Genomic DNA, 15510 nt, shown 5'->3' with positions numbered 1-15510 from the left:
GCTTCAGGCCGCCGATCGCTCGGCGAACAGGCCCACCGGCTGGCGCCGGTCCATCCCGGGCAGCACCCGCGCCAGCGCGGCATCGGCGAGGCGGAAGCGCTGCTCCAGCACATCGGCCACCACGTCGCGGAAGTCGGTCGTGATGGCCAGGTCGCGGCCCTCGTACAGCGCTGCCGCGTCCAGGCCCGGCCAGCGGCCATGCACCCGGCCGCCGCGAACGCCGCCCCCCATCAGCCAGGCCACGTTGCCATGGCCATGGTCGGTGCCGCCGGTGCCGTTCTGCTTCAGCGTGCGGCCGAACTCGGACAGCACCAGGATGCTGGTCTCGTCCAGCCTGTCGCCCAGGCCCTGCGCCAGCGCGTCGAGTGATTGCGCCAGCAGCGCCAGGCGGTTGGCCAGCTGGCCGCGGCCGTTGCCCTGGTTGGCATGCGTGTCCCAGCCGCCCACCGGCACGAAGGCCAGGCGCACGCGGGCGTCGCGCGCCATCAGCTGGCCCAGGCGCGCGGTGTCGCGCGGCAGGCCGTTCAGCGAGAGCGCGCCCTGGTCGGCTTTCGGGTCGTCGCTGGCCAGCCGGTCCATGATCTCGGCGCGCGTGGCGCTGGCCTCGCGCACCGCCTGGCTGATGCGGTCATCGCCGCTGTACAGCTCGGCGAAGGCGCCGGCAAAGCGCGGCCGGTCGAGCACGCCCCTGGTCACCGCGGCCTGGCCGCTGGCCAGCGACGCGACGGTGGCGTCGCCGCTGAAGATGCGCGGCATCACCGGGCCGAGGTTCAGCGCCTGCAGGCGCTGCGCGGCCGGCGTGGCATGGTCGCCCACCAGCACGCCAGCCAGGCGGTTGAGCCAGCCGTCGGGCGTGGTCTTGCGGCCGGGCGTGCCGGATTCCATGTAGTCCTGCGCGTCGAAGTGCGAGCGTGTGGCGTCGGGTGAGCCGCTGGCATGCACGAAGCCCAGCTGCCCGCGCTGCCAGTACCGCAGCATCGGGGCCAGCGCCGGGTGCAGGCCCCACAGGCTGTCGAGCTTCAGCAGCCCGTCGGCCTCGCCGGGTCGCCCGATCGCGATCGTCGGGCGCGCCTCGTAGTAGGCGGCTTCGCCATGGGGTGCCAGCAGCGACAGCCCGTCGACCGCGCCGCGCAGCATCACCACCACCAGCCGCGCCGGCGGCGCCTTGGCCGGTGATTGCGCCCAGGCGATCTGGATGCCACCGATGTTCAGCAGCGCGCCAGCGCCGGCCAGCAGGCGACGACGGGTGAGCAGCAGGGAGTCCATCGTCGATCTCCTAACCTATGAAAAGCGCGGCCTGGTCAGCGGCGCATCATGCCGGGGCCGGCGAGCACGAGGGCCGCGGCCAGCACCGGATCCTGCTGGTGGCGATCGGCCAGCGTGCGCGTGGCCGGTGTCACCAGCGGGCCGAGGTGCTGCAGCAGCGCTTCCGCCTCGAGCCCGCCGCCCAGCGTTTCGTTGGCCAGCCGGCCCATCGCCAGCTGCGTCGCGAAGTTGATGCGCTTGCTCATGCCATCGGGGTTGAGCCACGCGCTCTCGGTGTTCTTGTAGCCGTCGGGCGTCTGGCAGCCGTACAGCGGCATGCCCTGCGCGGCCAGCGTGCCGGCCAGCGGGCGCAGCGCGGTCAGCGTGTAGCCACCGGCACGCAGCGCCGACAGCGCGTAGTGGTAGGGCGTCTTGAACTTGGCGCCCACCGCGTCGGCGGACCAGAACGCGTCGCTCGCGAACAGCGTGCGCAGCACCGGCACGATCTGCCCGTCTTCGGCCTGGAACACGCGGGCGAGCTGATTCACCAGCGCCGGCGGCGGCTGGTCGCTGACGAAGTAGGTGGCCAGCCTGGTGGCGATGTGGCGCGCGGTGGCCGGGTGCGCTGCCAGCACATCCAGCGCCTGTTCGCCTTCGGCCTGGCCGGCCCCGCTGACGCTGCGGCCCAGCCACAGCTTGTCGCCGCGGTCGTGCAGGCGGGCATTGAACCAGAAGCCGGGCATCGCGTCGCCCCGGCCGGGCGCAGTGCCGCTGGCGGCGCCCGGCTCGACCAGGCCGTCGCGCACGCGCGGCGGCACGATCGTCCAGCCGGTCAGCATGCGTGCCAGCTGTGTCACGTCCTGCTGCGTGTAGCCGCCATCGACGCCCAGCGTGTGCAGCTCCATCAGCTCGCGGGCGTAGTTCTCGTTCAGGCCGCGGGCACCGGCGGCGCGGCCGCCCGCGCTCTGCCAGTTGTCCAGGTAGTACAGCATCGCCGGGTGGTGCGCGGTGGCGCCCAGCAGGTCGCGGAAGCGCCCCAGCGCGTGCGGGCGGATGGCCTGGTGCTCGTAGGCGCCGACCAGCACACGCATCCAGTTCTTGTTCTGGTAGACGTTGAAGTGGTTGAACCAGAAGTCGACCATCACCTCTTCGAGCTGGCGCGGGCTTTCGAGCGCGCGGTACAGCCGCGAGGCAAGCGCCGGTCCCTGGTGGTTGCGCAGCAACTCGACGATCGGGCCGCGCTCGGGCTCGGGCACCGTGGCGGACGCGGCCATGGCCGCCGGGCTGGCCGCGGCTCGCGCTTCCTGGCGGTTGCGTTGCAGCAGCACCAGGTAGTCGCGCAGCGCGGCGATCGGGTCGCCCCCGGCCAGCATCGGCTCGTCGCGCAGCTTCTGCGCCAGCGCCTCGGGCAGCGGCAGCCGCGTGGGCTGCAGCTGCTGCGCGATCCAGGCCTCGGGGTCCTGCGCGACGGTGGCGATGTCGCCGGGCCGCGGGCCGTAGCCCAGGCGGTTCAGCAGGTGCGCGGCGCGCGCTTCGGCGCTGAGCGGGCTGTCGTGGCGCGCGGCGTGCACCGGCAGGCGGTGCAGGGCCAGCGCCGCGGCGGCGGTGCCGGTGAGCAGCAGGCGGCGGTTCAGCATCGTGGGGGCCCTCGGCAAAGGCGCGGCGGCCAGCGGCGCCGGTCGTGGAGCAAGCTTAGGCACCGCCGTGTTGCGCGGGTGTGTCCCGCCGGTGTGCGTGCGTCAGTTCGGCAGCGCCACGCCGTTGGCCGAGGTGAAGCGCGCGGAGATCACCTTCCAGTGCTCGTGCTCGCGAATGAACACGTACTTCAGCGTCGTGCGCAGGCCGTCCCGGGCATCGACGGGCGGAAAGTCCGCGGGCAGGCTCTTGAAGCCGATCAGCAGGTGTTCGGTCTCGACGACCACGCTGGCGTGGCTGGCTGAACGCAGATGGGACTTCAGCAGCTCCAGCCGGCTGCCCTTGAACAGCGTGGCAAACAGCTGGGCATGGCGGCGCTCGATGTCGTCCTTGCCCTGGAAATGCGTGCCCAGCAGGTTGACCATCTCGCCATCGCGCGCGAAGTCCTGCGCCAGCGCCTTCGCATCGCCGGCATTCCAGGCGGCCACCTGCGCGGCGAGGATGTGCTGCACCTCGTCGTCGACTTCGGCCGCCAGTGCGGGCGCTGCCGCCACAGCCAGCAGCAGCGCCAGCCAGCGGCGTCGGGACAGTCGGGGCATCACCATCTCGGTGGTCCCTGGCGTCGAGGGCGCTACGGGGGATGTCATGTCAATTCCTGCGTGCGACCCAGTAGGTGGCGCCTTCCGGACCGTAGCGCTCGGCATGCGGGGCTTCGCGGGCGAGGGTAAACCGGTCGCCCGGGCGCAGGTAGCGGGTGTCGCCGGCCACCGTGAGCCACATCTCGCCGCGCACCACCAGCGCCTGCACGGCAAACGGGTGGGTGTGTTCGGCCACCACCTGGTCGGGCGCCCAGTCGCGCGCGATCACCTGGTCGAAACCCTGGGTGCGGAACTCGGCCTCGAACTCTTCGAACGTCTGCATGGCAACCCCTTGCCTGGCGGCCACGAGAGTGTTCCACAAGCGGCGCGGCCCTTGAAGCGGCATGGCGGCCGCTCAAGGCGCAGCGCGCGTCTGCGCCTCGACCCAGGCGATGTAGTCCGCGCTGGCCTCGGCCACCGGCAGCGCAAAGATCGCCGGCAGATCGTACGGGTGCAATTCGCGCAGCCGCGTGGCCAGCGCCGGGTAGCGCTCGGCCGTGGTCTTCAACACCAGCCGCACTTCGGCCTCCTGCTGCAGCGCGCCTTGCCACTCGTACACGCTGTCGATGGTCGACAGCTGCACGCAGGCGGCCAGCTTCTCGCGCACGCAGGCCTCGGCGACGCGCTGCGCCGCTTCGCGCGTGGCCACGGTCGTCCACACCGCCAGCAGCGCCGTCGTCATGCCGCCTCCAGAAAGCCCTGCAGCACGTTGGCCACGTTGACGCCCACCTCGGCCACCGCATAGCCGCCTTCCATCACGAACACGGTGGGCAGTCGCAGCGCGGCCAGCGCGGCGCCGATGCGCAGGTAGTCCGGGCTGCCCAGCGTGAAGCGCGAGATCGGATCGCCTTCGAAGGTGTCGACGCCGAGCGCCACCACCAGCGCCTGCGCGCCATGGCGTTGCACTGCTGCCAGCGCCTGCTGCAGCGCGGCGGACCAGGTGTCGAAGCCGGTGCCGGCCGGCAGCGGCAGGTTCAGGTTGCCGCCTTCGCCGGCGCCGTGGCCGCGCTCGTCGGCATAGCCCAGGTAGAACGGGTATTCGGTGCGCGGGTCGCCGTGGATCGAGGTGGTGAACACATCGGCGCGTTCGTAGAAGATGCTCTGCGTGCCGTTGCCGTGGTGGTAGTCGACATCGACCACCGCCACCCGCGCCGCGCCCGCGTCGCGCAGCGCCTGCGCGGCCAGCGCGCTGTTGTTCAGGAAGCAGTAGCCGCCGTAGAAGTCGGCGCCGGCATGGTGGCCGGGCGGGCGCGTCAGGGCCATCGCGGCGCGCGGGCTGCCGCTGCCTGCGGCCACCGCGCGGGCCGCGTCGATGGCACAGGCCGCGCCGGCCTGCGCCGCGGACCAGGTGCCGGCGGTGATGGGGCTGCCGGCGTCGAAGGTGAACAGGCCCACCTGGGCCGAGAAGTTCAGTGGCGCCACGTCGTGCCGCAGCGCCGGGTTGGGCCACACCGAGGGCAGGATGTCGAGCTCCGCATGCGCCGGATCGAGCGCGATCCAGTCCTGCCACGCGCGGGCCAGGAAGTCGAGGTAGCGCGGCGTGTGGATGCGTTCGAGCAGCGCGCGGTCCGGCGCGCCCGGCGTGCGCAGGTCACCGAGCGGGCGGCGCTGCAGTTCGTTCAGCACATGGTCCAGCCGTGCCGGTGTTTCATGGCAGGGCACCAGCCGGCCGCGGAACATCTCGTGCCGGCCGGCATGCAATGAATGCTCGGGGTTGTGGAAGATCAGCATCGACGCAGTGCAGAGACGGGAGGCGACGATGATAGACACCGCCACGCCTGCGCCAAAGCCGCATCAGGAAGTCGTTAGGACCCGCCTTGACGCGCCAGCAACGCAGGCGCAGGATCTCGCCCGTCGCACCCCTGGTGGGTCGCAGACCAGTGAGACCTTCGTGAACATCGCTCGTGAAGGTGGCGCCACCCGCGCCGCCAACGCCAGTTTCTCCGGCCGCCGGCAACGGCCTGCCCTCCGCGTGGCACCTGCCATGCTGCGCCTGCCGCGACGGCGGCGCCTGCCCTGACGGCTGCGGCCGCAACCTGCCTTTCCCTGTTGTTCTGACCCCATCGGCGCGCCGGTTCGCGCAGCCGTGGGCCTTCGTTCCCAAATACGCGCCTTTTGCGTGTTAGCACGGCTCGTGCTGCACGCGTCGGCGTGACAAGGATTCATCATGCTTGCAGATCTCTGGGCGCTGCCCAGTGTTGGTTTCCTGTTCGGCAGCCTGCTGCTGCTGTTCGCGCTGGTGCTGCTGGCCTTCGGCTCCGGCGCGGTGCGCTACATCCCGAACGACCGCATCGGCGTGGTCGAGAAGCTGTGGAGCTCCAGCGGCTCGGTGCGCGGCGGCCTGCTCGCGCTGAATGGCGAGGCCGGCTTCCAGCCCGACTTGCTGCGCGGCGGCTTCCACTTCTTCCGACCCTTCCAGTACCGCGTGCACATCCGCAGCATGGTGTCGGTGACGCAGGGCAAGATCGGCTACGTGTTCGCCCGTGACGGGCGCGACCTGCCGGCGGGCCAGACCCTGGCCGACAACGCACGCATCGCCGACTTCCTGGACTGCCGCGGCTTCCTTGCCGGCGGCGGCCAGAAGGGCCCGCAGCGCAAGGTGCTGCGCGAAGGCACGCACGTGATCAACCCGGCGCTGTTCGTCGTGATGACGGAAGAGGCGACCTATTCGCTGGAACTCGACGAGCACGAGCGCGGCTACTACGACAAGATGCGCGAGCTGCTGGACCAGCGCCATGGCTTCACGCCGGTGGTGATCCGCGGTGGCGCCGACGCCAGCGACACCGACCTGCTGGCGGTGGTGACCGTGCACGACGGCCCCGCGCTGCCGCGCAACGAGCTGCTGGCGCCCGACGTCGGCGACCCGCATTCGTTCCAGGAGCCCGAGGCCTTCCTCGCTGCCGGCGGCCTGCGCGGGCGGCAGGAGCGGGTGCTGGTGGAGGGCACCTACTTCATCAATCGCCTGTTCGCCACGGTGGAGCTGATCCGCAAGACGGTGATCCCGGTCGGCTTCGTCGGCGTGGTGGTGTCGTACACGGGTGGCAAGGGCACCGATGTCTCGGGCCAGGACTACACCCATGGCGAGCTGGTGGAAACCGGCTGCCGCGGCGTCTGGCGCGACCCGCTGATGCCGGGCAAGTACGCGTTCAACACCTACGCCGGCAAGATCGAGCTGGTGCCCACTACCAACTTCGTGCTGATGTGGCAGTCAGGCGCCAGCGGCTCGAACTTCGATTCGAACCTGCGCGAGATCACGCTGATCACCAAGGACGCCTTCGAGCCGCTGCTGCCGCTGAGCGTGGTGGTGCACATCGACTACAAGAAGGCGCCGCTGGTGGTGCAGCGCTTCGGCAACGTACGCCAGCTGGTGGAGCAGACGCTGGACCCGATGGTGTCCTCGTACTTCAAGAACGTGTCGCAGACGCACACTTTCATCGAGCTGATCCAGTCGCGCAGCGAGCTGCAGGCCAACGCCTCGATCGACATGCGCGAGCGCTTCCTCGCGTACTCGCTCGAATTCCAGGAGGTGCTGATCGGCACGCCCAAGCCGCAGGCCGGCGACACGCAGATCGAGAACATCATGTCGCAGCTGCGCGACCGGCAGATCGCGCGCGAGCAGGTCGAGACCTATGCGCAGAAGCAGATCGCGGCCGACAAGCAGCGCGAACTGAACGAGGCGCAGAAGCGCGCCGAGAAGCAGAGCGAGCTCACCGCCTCGCTGGTGGACGTGTCGATCAAGGACAACCAGGGCGCGGCCGCGGTGAAGTCCGCCGAACGCCGGCGCGAGGAAGTGGCCTTGCTGGCGCAGGCCGAGCGCTTCAAGCAGGAGAACGAAGGCGCTGGCCGTGCCGCGGCGATCAAGGCCATCGGCGAGGCCGAGGCCGCGGCGATCGAAGCCAAGTCGGAGGCCTTGAAAGGCGAGGGCGCCGACAAGCAGCTGACGCAAACCGTGATGCTGCGCCTGGCCGAGGCCTTCGAGACCGCCAGGGTACCGCTGGTGCCGCAGGTGCAGCTGGGCAGTGGCGCAGAGGGCAATGCCTTCGGCACGCTGCTCGCGCTGATGAGCACGCTGAAGGCGCGCGAGCTGGTGCAGGATGCCGCGAAGACATCCTGAACTCGCCCCGGCCTACAGGATGCGCGAGAAGCGCCCGCGGTTCTCGTCGGCCTGCAGATAACGGTCGAAGACCATGGCCACCGCCCGCACGAAGTACCAGCCGCGGGCGGTGAGCTGGATGGCCTGAGGCTCCAGCGTCACCAGGCCCATGCCGACCATCGGGGCCAGCTGGCGCAGCTCGCTGCGGAAGTAGTCCTCGAAGTCGATCAGGTGGGCCAGCTCGATCGACTCGAACTCGACGCGGCCCTGGCACATCAGCGCCATGATCACCGCGCGGCGCAGCAGGTCGTCGCGGCTCAGTGCCAGCCCGCGCACGGTGGGGAATTCGCCCTGGCGCAACGCGTCGTAGTAGGCGTCCAGCGTCTTGGCGTTCTGGCTGTAGGTGGCGCCCACGCGGCCGATGGCCGAGACGCCCAGCGCCACCAGGTCGTTGTCCGGCTGCGTGGTGTAGCCCTGGAAGTTGCGGTGCAGCCGGCCCTGGCGCTTGGCAATGGCCAGCGAATCGTTGGCCAGCGCGAAGTGGTCCATGCCGATGTAGCTGTAGCCATGGCTGAGGAAGCCGGCGATGGCCGAGCCCAGCATCTGCACGCGCTCGGTGCCGGCCGGCAGGTCGGCCGAGACGATGCGCCGCTGCGGCTTGAAGCGCTGCGGCAGGTGCGCATAGGCATACAGCGCGATGCGGTCGGGCCGCAGGCCGCTGATCTCGCGGATCGTGTGGACGAAGGATTCGGCGGTCTGCTTCGGCAGGCCGTAGATCAGGTCGACGTTGATCGACTGGAAGCCCAGGGCGCGGGCGCTGGCGGTGAGCGCCTGGATCTGCTCGAAGGGCTGCACGCGGTGCACCGCTTTCTGCACCGCGGGGTCGATGTCCTGCACGCCGAAGCTCAGGCGGTTGAAGCCCAGTGCGGCCAGGTGCGCCAGGCGCTCGGGCGTCGCGGTGCGCGGGTCGACCTCGATCGACAGTTCGGCGCCCGGCATCAACGCGAAGTGCTGGCGCAGCCCGGCCATCAGGCGCGTCAGCTCGTCGTCGCTCAGGAAGGTGGGCGTGCCGCCGCCCAGGTGCAACTGCGACACCACTTCCTTGGCGCCCAGCACCTGGTGGTGCAGCGCCATCTCGTGTTCCAGCGCGGCCAGGTAGTCCAGCGCGCGTTCGTGGTGGCGCGTGACGACCTTGTTGCAGGCGCAGTAGTAGCACACCGATTCGCAGAACGGGATGTGCACGTACACCGATAGGGGCGGCCGGCCACCGATGCCGGCGCCTTCGGCGCGGGCGCGCAGCGCCTGGCGGTAGTCGTCCGGCCCGAAGGCCTCGACGAACCGGTCGGCGGTGGGATAGGAGGTGTAGCGCGGCCCGCTGGTGTCCAGCTGCTGCAGCATGTCGGGCGTCAGCAGCGGCGCTTCGTCGCGAACCGGGTCCGGAAGAGCGATGTCCATGCGCCACTGTGGCGCGGCGAGGGAACCCGCGGCTTGACCTGCCTCAATTGCACGGGCCTTGGCCTGTCGAAGAATGTCGGCAGTCTTGAGGTCCGTCATGCTCACATCCCACCCGATCGATCCCGCTTCGGCCAGCACCTCGCCGCGTGCCGACGAGCCTGCCGGCGCGCATGCCTTGCGCGTGGCCTGCTCCAGCTGCAACCTGCGCGAGCTGTGCCTGCCGGTCGGCTTGTCCGAGCCCGAACTGAACCGGCTGGACACCCTGGTGGGCGCGCGCCGCACCGTGCCGCGCGGGCAGACCCTGTTCCATTCGGGCGATGCCTTCCAGTCGCTGTACGCGGTGCGCACCGGCTTCTTCAAGACGCGGGTGGGCTCCGAAGACGGGCGCGACCAGGTCACCGGCTTCCAGATGGCCGGCGAGCTGCTGGGCCTGGACGGCATCAGTTCCGACCGCCACAGCTGCGATGCGGTGGCGCTGGAGGACTCGCAGGTGTGCGTGATTCCGTATGCCCAGCTCGAATCGCTGTCGCGCGAGTTCACCGGCCTGCAGCACCAGTTCCACAAGATCATGAGCCGCGAGATCGTGCGCGACCATGGCGTGATGCTGCTGCTGGGCAGCATGCGGGCCGAGCAGCGCCTGGCCGCCTTCCTGCTGAACCTGGCCAAGCGCCTGCAGGCACGGGGCTTCTCGCCGCGCGCGCTGCTGCTGCGCATGACGCGTGAAGAGATCGGCAGCTACCTCGGCCTGAAGCTCGAGACGGTGAGCCGCACCTTTTCGAAGTTCCAGGAAGACGGCATGCTGGAAGTGCGGCAGCGCGAGATCCGCATCCTCGATGCCGATGCGCTGCAGGCGCTGCTGAACGGCCCGGGCTGCTGAGCGGCGCGGGCTGTTGAACGGCCCGGGCGGGCCGGGTCGGTCAGGCCGGCCAGCGCGGCCGCAGCTCGCGCGGACCGCGACGGGGCGGCTTCTCCGGCGCCAGCAGCAGCTGCGTGAGCGCGCCGGCGGTGGCCGTGGTGACCCAGAAGATCAGGAAGGTGACGGTGTAGATCGCCTGCACGCTCCAGTCGATCGGCGTGCTGCCGAACCACTCCAGCGCATGCGGGTCGACCACCACGAACACCAGCGCCTCCTGCACGCCCGCCAGCACGAAGGCGGGCCACAGCACCGCCAGCACGCGGCTGGCGAATGGCACCTCGTGCACCGGGGCCGGCGGTTGCGGCGGCACCGGTGGCTCGGGCGGCGCTTGCAGCGGCAGGGCCGACATCCCGGACCCCGGGCTCAAGGACGTGGCGAGGCGGCGTGGTTGCGCGCCTGCATCGCCGGGGTTGCTTCGGCATCGGCGCCGACCACCTTGTCACCGCCGCGGATCGCGACCACGCTGGTCGCGATGCCGGCCACCACCACGATCAGCGGACCGGCGATCACCAGCCACACCATCTTGATGCGCCACCATGGCTCGGCGGCCGGCGCCCTGGCGTTCTCGTTGCGGTCGTTCATGGGGCAGTCTCCTTGGTCATGGCGCTTCAGCGCGGCACGACGAACGTGGATTTCTCGTTCACCTGCTGGCTGGGCTGATCGGCCCCGGCCGCGAGGCGTTCGATGTGGAAGTGGATCTTGTGCACGCCGCTGCCGGCCTGACGGGCCGATGCATACGGGATGCGCAGCGCCACCGGGAACCAGCGTGATTCGGCCGGTCCGACCTCGACCTCGCTGGCACCGCTGACCTGCAGGCCCGGCAGGCCGCTGGGCTCGACGCGGTAGCGCTGCGGCTGCTCGGTGGCGTTCATCAGCTGCAGGCGGTAGACGTTCTCGATCTCGCCCTCGCCGACCACCCGGGCCAGCGACGCGCGATCGCGCACCACGTCCACCTTGAACGGCGCGCGCAGCGCGAGGCTGATGCCCAGCGCGGTGGTGACCACCAGCAGCACCGAGGCATACACCAGCGTGCGCGGCCGGATCACCCGGCGCAGCTGCTGGGCGCGCGTGAGCTTCTGGTCGACGCCGTTCTCGGTGTCGTAGCGGATCAGCCCGCGCGGGTAGCGCATCTTGTCCATCACGCCGTTGCAGACGTCGATGCACGCGGCACAGCCGATGCATTCGTACTGCTGGCCGTTGCGGATGTCGATGCCGGTGGGGCAGACCTGCACGCACAGGCCGCAGTCGATGCATTCACCCAGGCCGAGCTGCTTCAGGTCGGCACTGCGCGCCCGCGTGCCGCGCGGGTCGCCGCGGCCGGCGTCGTAGGTGATGACCATCGTGTCGCGGTCCACCATCGCGCCCTGGAAGCGCGCGTACGGGCACATGTACTTGCACACCTGCTCGCGCAGGAAGCCGGCGTTGCCATAGGTGGCCAGGCCGTAGAACAGCACCCAGAACCATTCCCACGGGCCGAAGCTGAGGCTCAGCGCCTCGCTGGCCAGCGTGCGGATCGGCGTGAAGTAGCCGACGAAGGTGAAGCCGGTCCACAGCGCGATGGCCAGCCACACCGCCTGCTTGGCGCCCTTGCGCCAGAGCTTGTTGAAGGTCCAGGGGGCGGCATCGAGCTTCAGCCGCTGCATGCGGTCGCCTTCGATGCGATGCTCCACCCACAGGAAGATCTCGGTGTACACCGTCTGCGGGCAGGCATAGCCGCACCACAGCCGCCCGGCCAGCGCGGTGAAGAAGAACAGCGAGAACGCGCTGACGACCAGCAGGCCGGTCAGGTAGATGAAGTCCTGCGGATACAGGACCAGGTCGAAGATGTAGAAGCGCCGCGAGGCCAGGTCGAACAGCAGGGCCTGGCGCCCGTTCCAGGGCAGCCAGGCCAGGCCGTAGAACAGCAGCTGCGTGAACCACACCAGCGCCCAGCGCCAGGTGGCGAACCAGCCATGGACCGCGCGCGGGTGGATCTTCTGCTGCTTGGCATACAGCGAGACCAGCTGCTCGCTGGTCTCGCCGGCCGCGCCGGCACCGGCACCGGCCGGTGCCGGGGGCACCGGCACGATGGGGATCACGGGTTTCACGGCTTGGCGGTCGAGGCCGCGGCGGCCTGTGCTGTGGCGCCAGGCGCGCCGCCACGGGGTTGCGACAGGTGCCACACGTAGGCGGCGAGCACGTGGATCTGCTCGGGCGCCAGGCGGTCGGCGTGGGCGGGCATGACGTTGGTCTTGCCGTTGTTCACCATGGCCGTGATGGCCTCCTCGCCCCAGCCGTGCAGCCAGATCTTGTCGGTGAGGTTCGGTGCGCCCAGCGCCTGGTTGCCCTTCCCGTCCATGCCGTGGCAGGCGGCGCAGGCCACGAACTTCGCCTTGCCCAGCTGGGCGGCGATGTTGTCGTGCGGGCTGCCGGAGAGGCTGAGCACATAGTTGGCCACATTGTGCACATCCTGCGTGCTGCCCACCGCCGCGACCATCGGCGGCATCTGCCCGACGCGGCCCTTGGTGATCGTCTCCTCGATCTTCTCGGGCGTGCCGCCGTGCAGCCAGTCGTTGTCGGTCAGGTCGGGGAAGCCCTTGCTGCCACGCGCATCCGAGCCGTGGCAGGCCGCGCAGTTGTTGACGAACAGGCGCTCGCCGATCGCCATCGCCTGCGGGTCGGCCGCGAGCTGGTCGGCCGGCAGCGAGGCGAAGCGGGCGTACAGCGGAGCCGTCGCTTCACGCGCCTTCTGCACCTCGGCCGCATGGGCGCCGGTGCTGCTCCAGCCCAGCGAGCCGCTGGCGCTGCCCAGGCCGGGATAGAGGTACAGGTAGCCGAAGGCGAAGACCACCGTCAGGACGAACAGCCCCATCCACCAGCGCGGCAGCGGGTTGTTCATCTCGCGCAGGTCTTCGTCCCACACGTGGCCGGTGGTGTTGTCACCGGCCATCACCTTGCGGCGCGCGGCGATGACCAGCAGCGCCAGGCAGGCCAGCAGGCCCAGGATCGTGACGATCGCGACGTAGAGCGACCAGCCACTGCTGACGAAGTCGCTCATGACTGCCCCCCCTGCTCGTCGGAGAAGGGCAGACGGGCGGCGTCCTCGAAGGCGGCCTGGTTGCGCGGGCGCCAGGCCCACGCGGCGATGCCGGCAAACAGCAGCAGCGAGACCAGTGTCACGGCACTGCGCAGATCATTGATGTCCATGATGCGTCCTGTTCTCGGGATTCACTTGACGTGGGTGCCCAGCACCTGCAGGTAGGCCACCAGCGCGTCGAGCTCGGTCTTGTCCTTCACGGCAGCGGCCGCGCCGCTGATGTCCGCCTCGGTGTACGGCACGCCCAGGCGGCGCAGCGCGGTGAGCTTGGCGGGCATCACATCGGCGTCGACCGCGTTCTTGGCGAGCCACGGGTAGGACGGCATGTTCGATTCGGGCACCACATCGCGCGGGTTGTTCAGGTGCACGCGGTGCCATTCGTCGCTGTACTTGCCGCCGACGCGCTGCAGGTCGGGGCCGGTGCGCTTGCTGCCCCACTGGAACGGATGGTCGTAGACGAACTCGCCAGCCACCGAGTAGTGGCCGTAGCGCAGCGTCTCGGCCTGCAGCGGGCGGATCATCTGCGAGTGGCAGTTGTAGCAACCCTCGCGGATGTAGATGTCGCGCCCGGCCAGCTGCAGCGGCTCGTAGGGCTTCAGGCCCGGGACCGGCTGCGTCGTCGAGCGCTGGAAGAACAGCGGCACGATCTCCACCAGGCCGCCGATGGCGACCGTGACGAGGATCAGCACGATCATCAGGAAGTTGCTGGTCTCGATGCGCTCGTGACCAGTGGCATGTGCATGGTTGGCCATGTCGATTCTCCGTTAGGCGTGTGCGGCGGCGAGCGGGATGGCGGCCGGCTTGGGCGAACCCACGCGCATCGTCATCACCACGTTCCAGGCCATCACGCCCATGCCGCTCAGGTACAGCAGGCCACCGAGCAGGCGCACCACGTAGAACGGGAAGGTGGCCTTCACGCTCTCGACGAAGCTGTACACCAGCGTGCCGTCGGGGTTCAGCGCGCGCCACATCAGGCCCTGCATCACGCCGGCGATCCACATCGCGGCGATGTAGAGCACCACGCCCAGCGTCGCGATCCAGAAGTGCACCTCGATCGCCTTGGTGCTGTACATGGCCTTGCGGCCGAACATGCGCGGGATCAGGTAGTACAGCGAGCCCATCGAGACGAAGCCCACCCAGCCCAGCGCGCCGGAGTGCACGTGGCCGATGGTCCAGTCGGTGTAGTGCGACAGCGCGTTCACCGTCTTGATCGACATCATCGGACCTTCGAAGGTCGACATGCCGTAGAACGACAGCGAGACGATCAGGAACTTGATGATCGGGTCGTCACGCAGCTTGTGCCACGCGCCGCTCAGGGTCATGATGCCGTTGATCATGCCGCCCCAGCTGGGCGCCAGCAGCACCAGCGAGAACAGCATGCCCACCGATTGCGCCCAATCCGGCAGCGCGGTGTAGTGCAGGTGGTGCGGGCCGGCCCACATGTAGGTGAAGATCAGCGCCCAGAAGTGCACGATCGACAGCCGGTAGCTGTACACCGGGCGCTCGGCCTGCTTGGGGATGTAGTAGTACATCATCCCGAGGAAGCCTGCGGTCAGGAAGAAGCCCACCGCGTTGTGGCCGTACCACCACTGCACCATCGCGTCCTGCACGCCGGCGTAGGCCGAGTAGCTCTTCCAGAAGCTGGCGGGCATCTCGGCGCTGTTCACCACGTGCAGCAGCGCGACGGCCAGGATGAAGGCGCCGAAGAACCAGTTGGCCACGTAGATGTGCCGCACCTTGCGGGTGCCGACGGTGCCGAAGAACACGACGGCGTAGGACACCCAGACCAGCGTGATCAGGATGTCGATCGGCCACTCGAGTTCGGCGTATTCCTTGCCGGTGGTGATGCCCAGCGGCAGCGTGATGGCGGCCGCCAGGATGACCAGCTGCCAGCCGAAGAAGGTGAAGCGGGCCAGCATCGGCGCGAACAGCCGCGTCTGGCAGGTGCGCTGCACCACGTGGTACGAGGTGGCGAACAGCGCGCAGCCGCCGAACGCGAAGATCACCGCGTTGGTGTGCAGCGGCCGCAGCCGGCCATAGCTGAGCCAGGGGATGCCGAAGCCCAGTTCGGGCCAGGCCAGCTGTGCCGCGATGATCACGCCGACAAGCATGCCGACGATGCCCCATAGCACGGCAACGAGTGCGAAAGCGCGAACCGGCCAGTCGTCGTAGACCGGCGCGGCGGAGGTGGGTGTGGTTGAGGTGGCCATTGGCCGTCCTTTCTTTGCGAGGTCGCTCGGAGCGGTTTTTGACATTGTTCTTCGTAGGGGTTTCCGAGTGATTGATACCGATCAATCGACGCGCGGATCCTGTTCCAGGATGCGCTCGCCTTCGCGCTGCAGGTCGTCGAACTGGCCGTTGTTGATGGCCCACGCGAAGATCGCCAGGATGGCCAGCACCAGCAGTGCGGACATCGGGATCAGCAGGTACAGGATGTCCATCTCGTTCTCTT

Annotated in this window: 17 protein-coding genes; 2 read left to right on the top strand and 15 right to left on the bottom strand. The window is 69.5% G+C overall.

The window, feature by feature from the left end; translation table 11 throughout:
- Positions 1-3: 3 nt before the first annotated feature.
- The 6 genes from ACILR4_RS06300 to ACILR4_RS06275 all read right to left on the bottom strand — a co-directional run bounded on the left by ACILR4_RS06300 (position 4) and on the right by ACILR4_RS06275 (position 5249).
- On the bottom strand, positions 4-1266 hold the full coding sequence (locus ACILR4_RS06300) for a DUF1501 domain-containing protein (protein WP_395699988.1): 1263 nt from the start codon (positions 1264-1266) through the stop codon (positions 4-6).
- A 35-nt stretch (positions 1267-1301) separates the two neighbouring features.
- Positions 1302-2882, bottom strand: coding sequence for a DUF1800 family protein (locus ACILR4_RS06295; RefSeq protein ID WP_395699987.1), 1581 nt, complete (start codon positions 2880-2882; stop codon positions 1302-1304).
- 102 nt (positions 2883-2984) lie between these two features.
- On the bottom strand, positions 2985-3485 hold the full coding sequence (locus ACILR4_RS06290) for an SgcJ/EcaC family oxidoreductase (RefSeq protein WP_395699986.1): 501 nt from the start codon (positions 3483-3485) through the stop codon (positions 2985-2987).
- A 43-nt stretch (positions 3486-3528) separates the two neighbouring features.
- A complete protein-coding gene (locus ACILR4_RS06285) occupies positions 3529-3801 on the bottom strand; it encodes a cupin domain-containing protein (RefSeq protein WP_395699985.1) in 273 nt (90 codons plus the stop codon).
- 72 nt (positions 3802-3873) lie between these two features.
- Positions 3874-4200, bottom strand: a complete 327-nt coding sequence (gene cutA, locus ACILR4_RS06280) for a divalent-cation tolerance protein CutA (protein WP_395699984.1) — start codon at positions 4198-4200, stop codon at positions 3874-3876.
- Positions 4197-5249 (bottom strand): histone deacetylase family protein, encoded by a 1053-nt coding sequence (locus tag ACILR4_RS06275; protein WP_395699983.1) that lies wholly within the window; start codon positions 5247-5249, stop codon positions 4197-4199. The genes cutA and ACILR4_RS06275 overlap by 4 nt, the downstream gene beginning before the upstream one ends.
- 436 nt (positions 5250-5685) lie before the next feature.
- On the opposite strand from ACILR4_RS06275, the gene ACILR4_RS06270 reads away from it, so the two are divergent.
- Complete coding sequence (locus ACILR4_RS06270) at positions 5686-7632, top strand: SPFH domain-containing protein (protein ID WP_395699982.1); 1947 nt, start codon at positions 5686-5688, stop codon at positions 7630-7632.
- A 12-nt stretch (positions 7633-7644) separates the two neighbouring features.
- Here the strand turns inward: ACILR4_RS06270 and hemN are convergent, their stop codons facing one another.
- Positions 7645-9066: an oxygen-independent coproporphyrinogen III oxidase gene (gene hemN / locus ACILR4_RS06265; protein ID WP_395699981.1), complete on the bottom strand. Its 1422-nt coding sequence runs from the start codon at positions 9064-9066 to the stop codon at positions 7645-7647.
- A gap of 97 nt (positions 9067-9163) precedes the next feature.
- On the opposite strand from hemN, the gene fnr reads away from it, so the two are divergent.
- Positions 9164-9943, top strand: coding sequence for a fumarate/nitrate reduction transcriptional regulator Fnr (gene fnr / locus ACILR4_RS06260; protein WP_395699980.1), 780 nt, complete (start codon positions 9164-9166; stop codon positions 9941-9943).
- Positions 9944-9983: 40 nt separating this feature from the next.
- Here the strand turns inward: fnr and ACILR4_RS06255 are convergent, their stop codons facing one another.
- The 8 genes from ACILR4_RS06255 to ccoS all read right to left on the bottom strand — a co-directional run bounded on the left by ACILR4_RS06255 (position 9984) and on the right by ccoS (position 15499).
- Complete coding sequence (locus tag ACILR4_RS06255; RefSeq protein WP_395699979.1) at positions 9984-10331, bottom strand: hypothetical protein; 348 nt, start codon at positions 10329-10331, stop codon at positions 9984-9986.
- A gap of 14 nt (positions 10332-10345) precedes the next feature.
- The gene (locus ACILR4_RS06250; protein WP_395699978.1) at positions 10346-10564 is read right to left on the bottom strand and encodes a hypothetical protein; all 219 of its coding nucleotides are present in this window, start codon (positions 10562-10564) and stop codon (positions 10346-10348) included.
- Positions 10565-10590: 26 nt separating this feature from the next.
- On the bottom strand, positions 10591-12069 hold the full coding sequence (gene ccoG / locus ACILR4_RS06245; protein WP_395699977.1) for a cytochrome c oxidase accessory protein CcoG: 1479 nt from the start codon (positions 12067-12069) through the stop codon (positions 10591-10593).
- Positions 12066-13019, bottom strand: coding sequence for a cytochrome-c oxidase, cbb3-type subunit III (gene ccoP, locus ACILR4_RS06240; RefSeq protein WP_395699976.1), 954 nt, complete (start codon positions 13017-13019; stop codon positions 12066-12068). The genes ccoG and ccoP overlap by 4 nt, the downstream gene beginning before the upstream one ends.
- Positions 13016-13168 carry a cbb3-type cytochrome oxidase subunit 3 gene (locus tag ACILR4_RS06235; protein ID WP_395699975.1) on the bottom strand — a complete coding sequence of 51 codons (153 nt, stop codon included), beginning with the start codon at positions 13166-13168 and terminating at the stop codon, positions 13016-13018. The genes ccoP and ACILR4_RS06235 overlap by 4 nt, the downstream gene beginning before the upstream one ends.
- Before the next feature lie 21 nt (positions 13169-13189).
- Entirely contained in the window at positions 13190-13810 is a 621-nt protein-coding gene (ccoO, locus tag ACILR4_RS06230) for a cytochrome-c oxidase, cbb3-type subunit II (RefSeq protein WP_395699974.1), read from the bottom strand.
- A gap of 12 nt (positions 13811-13822) precedes the next feature.
- Positions 13823-15268, bottom strand: coding sequence for a cytochrome-c oxidase, cbb3-type subunit I (gene ccoN / locus ACILR4_RS06225; protein ID WP_395699973.1), 1446 nt, complete (start codon positions 15266-15268; stop codon positions 13823-13825).
- Positions 15269-15349: 81 nt separating this feature from the next.
- Complete coding sequence (gene ccoS, locus ACILR4_RS06220) at positions 15350-15499, bottom strand: cbb3-type cytochrome oxidase assembly protein CcoS (RefSeq protein ID WP_395699972.1); 150 nt, start codon at positions 15497-15499, stop codon at positions 15350-15352.
- Between the last annotated feature and the right edge of the window lie 11 nt (positions 15500-15510).

The organism is Aquabacterium sp. (assembly GCF_044226965.1).
Taxonomy (GTDB): Bacteria; Pseudomonadota; Gammaproteobacteria; order Burkholderiales; family Burkholderiaceae_C; genus Pseudaquabacterium.
Note: the sequence above shows the minus strand (reverse complement) of the source record. Positions and strands in the feature narration are given on the sequence as shown.

Excerpts from the sequence above, each read along its gene's own strand:
- ccoO (WP_395699974.1), bottom strand. The coding sequence starts at position 13,810 with ATGGCCAACCATGCACATGCCACTGGTCACGAGCGCATCGAGACCAGC.
- ACILR4_RS06300 (WP_395699988.1), bottom strand. The coding sequence starts at position 1,266 with ATGGACTCCCTGCTGCTCACCCGTCGTCGCCTGCTGGCCGGCGCTGGC.
- ACILR4_RS06285 (WP_395699985.1), bottom strand. The coding sequence starts at position 3,801 with ATGCAGACGTTCGAAGAGTTCGAGGCCGAGTTCCGCACCCAGGGTTTC.
- hemN (WP_395699981.1), bottom strand. The coding sequence starts at position 9,066 with ATGGACATCGCTCTTCCGGACCCGGTTCGCGACGAAGCGCCGCTGCTG.
- ACILR4_RS06235 (WP_395699975.1), bottom strand. The coding sequence starts at position 13,168 with ATGGACATCAATGATCTGCGCAGTGCCGTGACACTGGTCTCGCTGCTG.
- ccoS (WP_395699972.1), bottom strand. The coding sequence starts at position 15,499 with ATGGACATCCTGTACCTGCTGATCCCGATGTCCGCACTGCTGGTGCTG.
- ccoP (WP_395699976.1), bottom strand. The coding sequence starts at position 13,019 with ATGAGCGACTTCGTCAGCAGTGGCTGGTCGCTCTACGTCGCGATCGTC.
- fnr (WP_395699980.1), top strand. The coding sequence starts at position 9,164 with ATGCTCACATCCCACCCGATCGATCCCGCTTCGGCCAGCACCTCGCCG.
- ACILR4_RS06295 (WP_395699987.1), bottom strand. The coding sequence starts at position 2,882 with ATGCTGAACCGCCGCCTGCTGCTCACCGGCACCGCCGCCGCGGCGCTG.
- ccoN (WP_395699973.1), bottom strand. The coding sequence starts at position 15,268 with ATGGCCACCTCAACCACACCCACCTCCGCCGCGCCGGTCTACGACGAC.
- ACILR4_RS06255 (WP_395699979.1), bottom strand. The coding sequence starts at position 10,331 with ATGTCGGCCCTGCCGCTGCAAGCGCCGCCCGAGCCACCGGTGCCGCCG.
- ACILR4_RS06275 (WP_395699983.1), bottom strand. The coding sequence starts at position 5,249 with ATGCTGATCTTCCACAACCCCGAGCATTCATTGCATGCCGGCCGGCAC.
- ACILR4_RS06250 (WP_395699978.1), bottom strand. The coding sequence starts at position 10,564 with ATGAACGACCGCAACGAGAACGCCAGGGCGCCGGCCGCCGAGCCATGG.
- ACILR4_RS06290 (WP_395699986.1), bottom strand. The coding sequence starts at position 3,485 with ATGGTGATGCCCCGACTGTCCCGACGCCGCTGGCTGGCGCTGCTGCTG.
- ACILR4_RS06270 (WP_395699982.1), top strand. The coding sequence starts at position 5,686 with ATGCTTGCAGATCTCTGGGCGCTGCCCAGTGTTGGTTTCCTGTTCGGC.
- cutA (WP_395699984.1), bottom strand. The coding sequence starts at position 4,200 with ATGACGACGGCGCTGCTGGCGGTGTGGACGACCGTGGCCACGCGCGAA.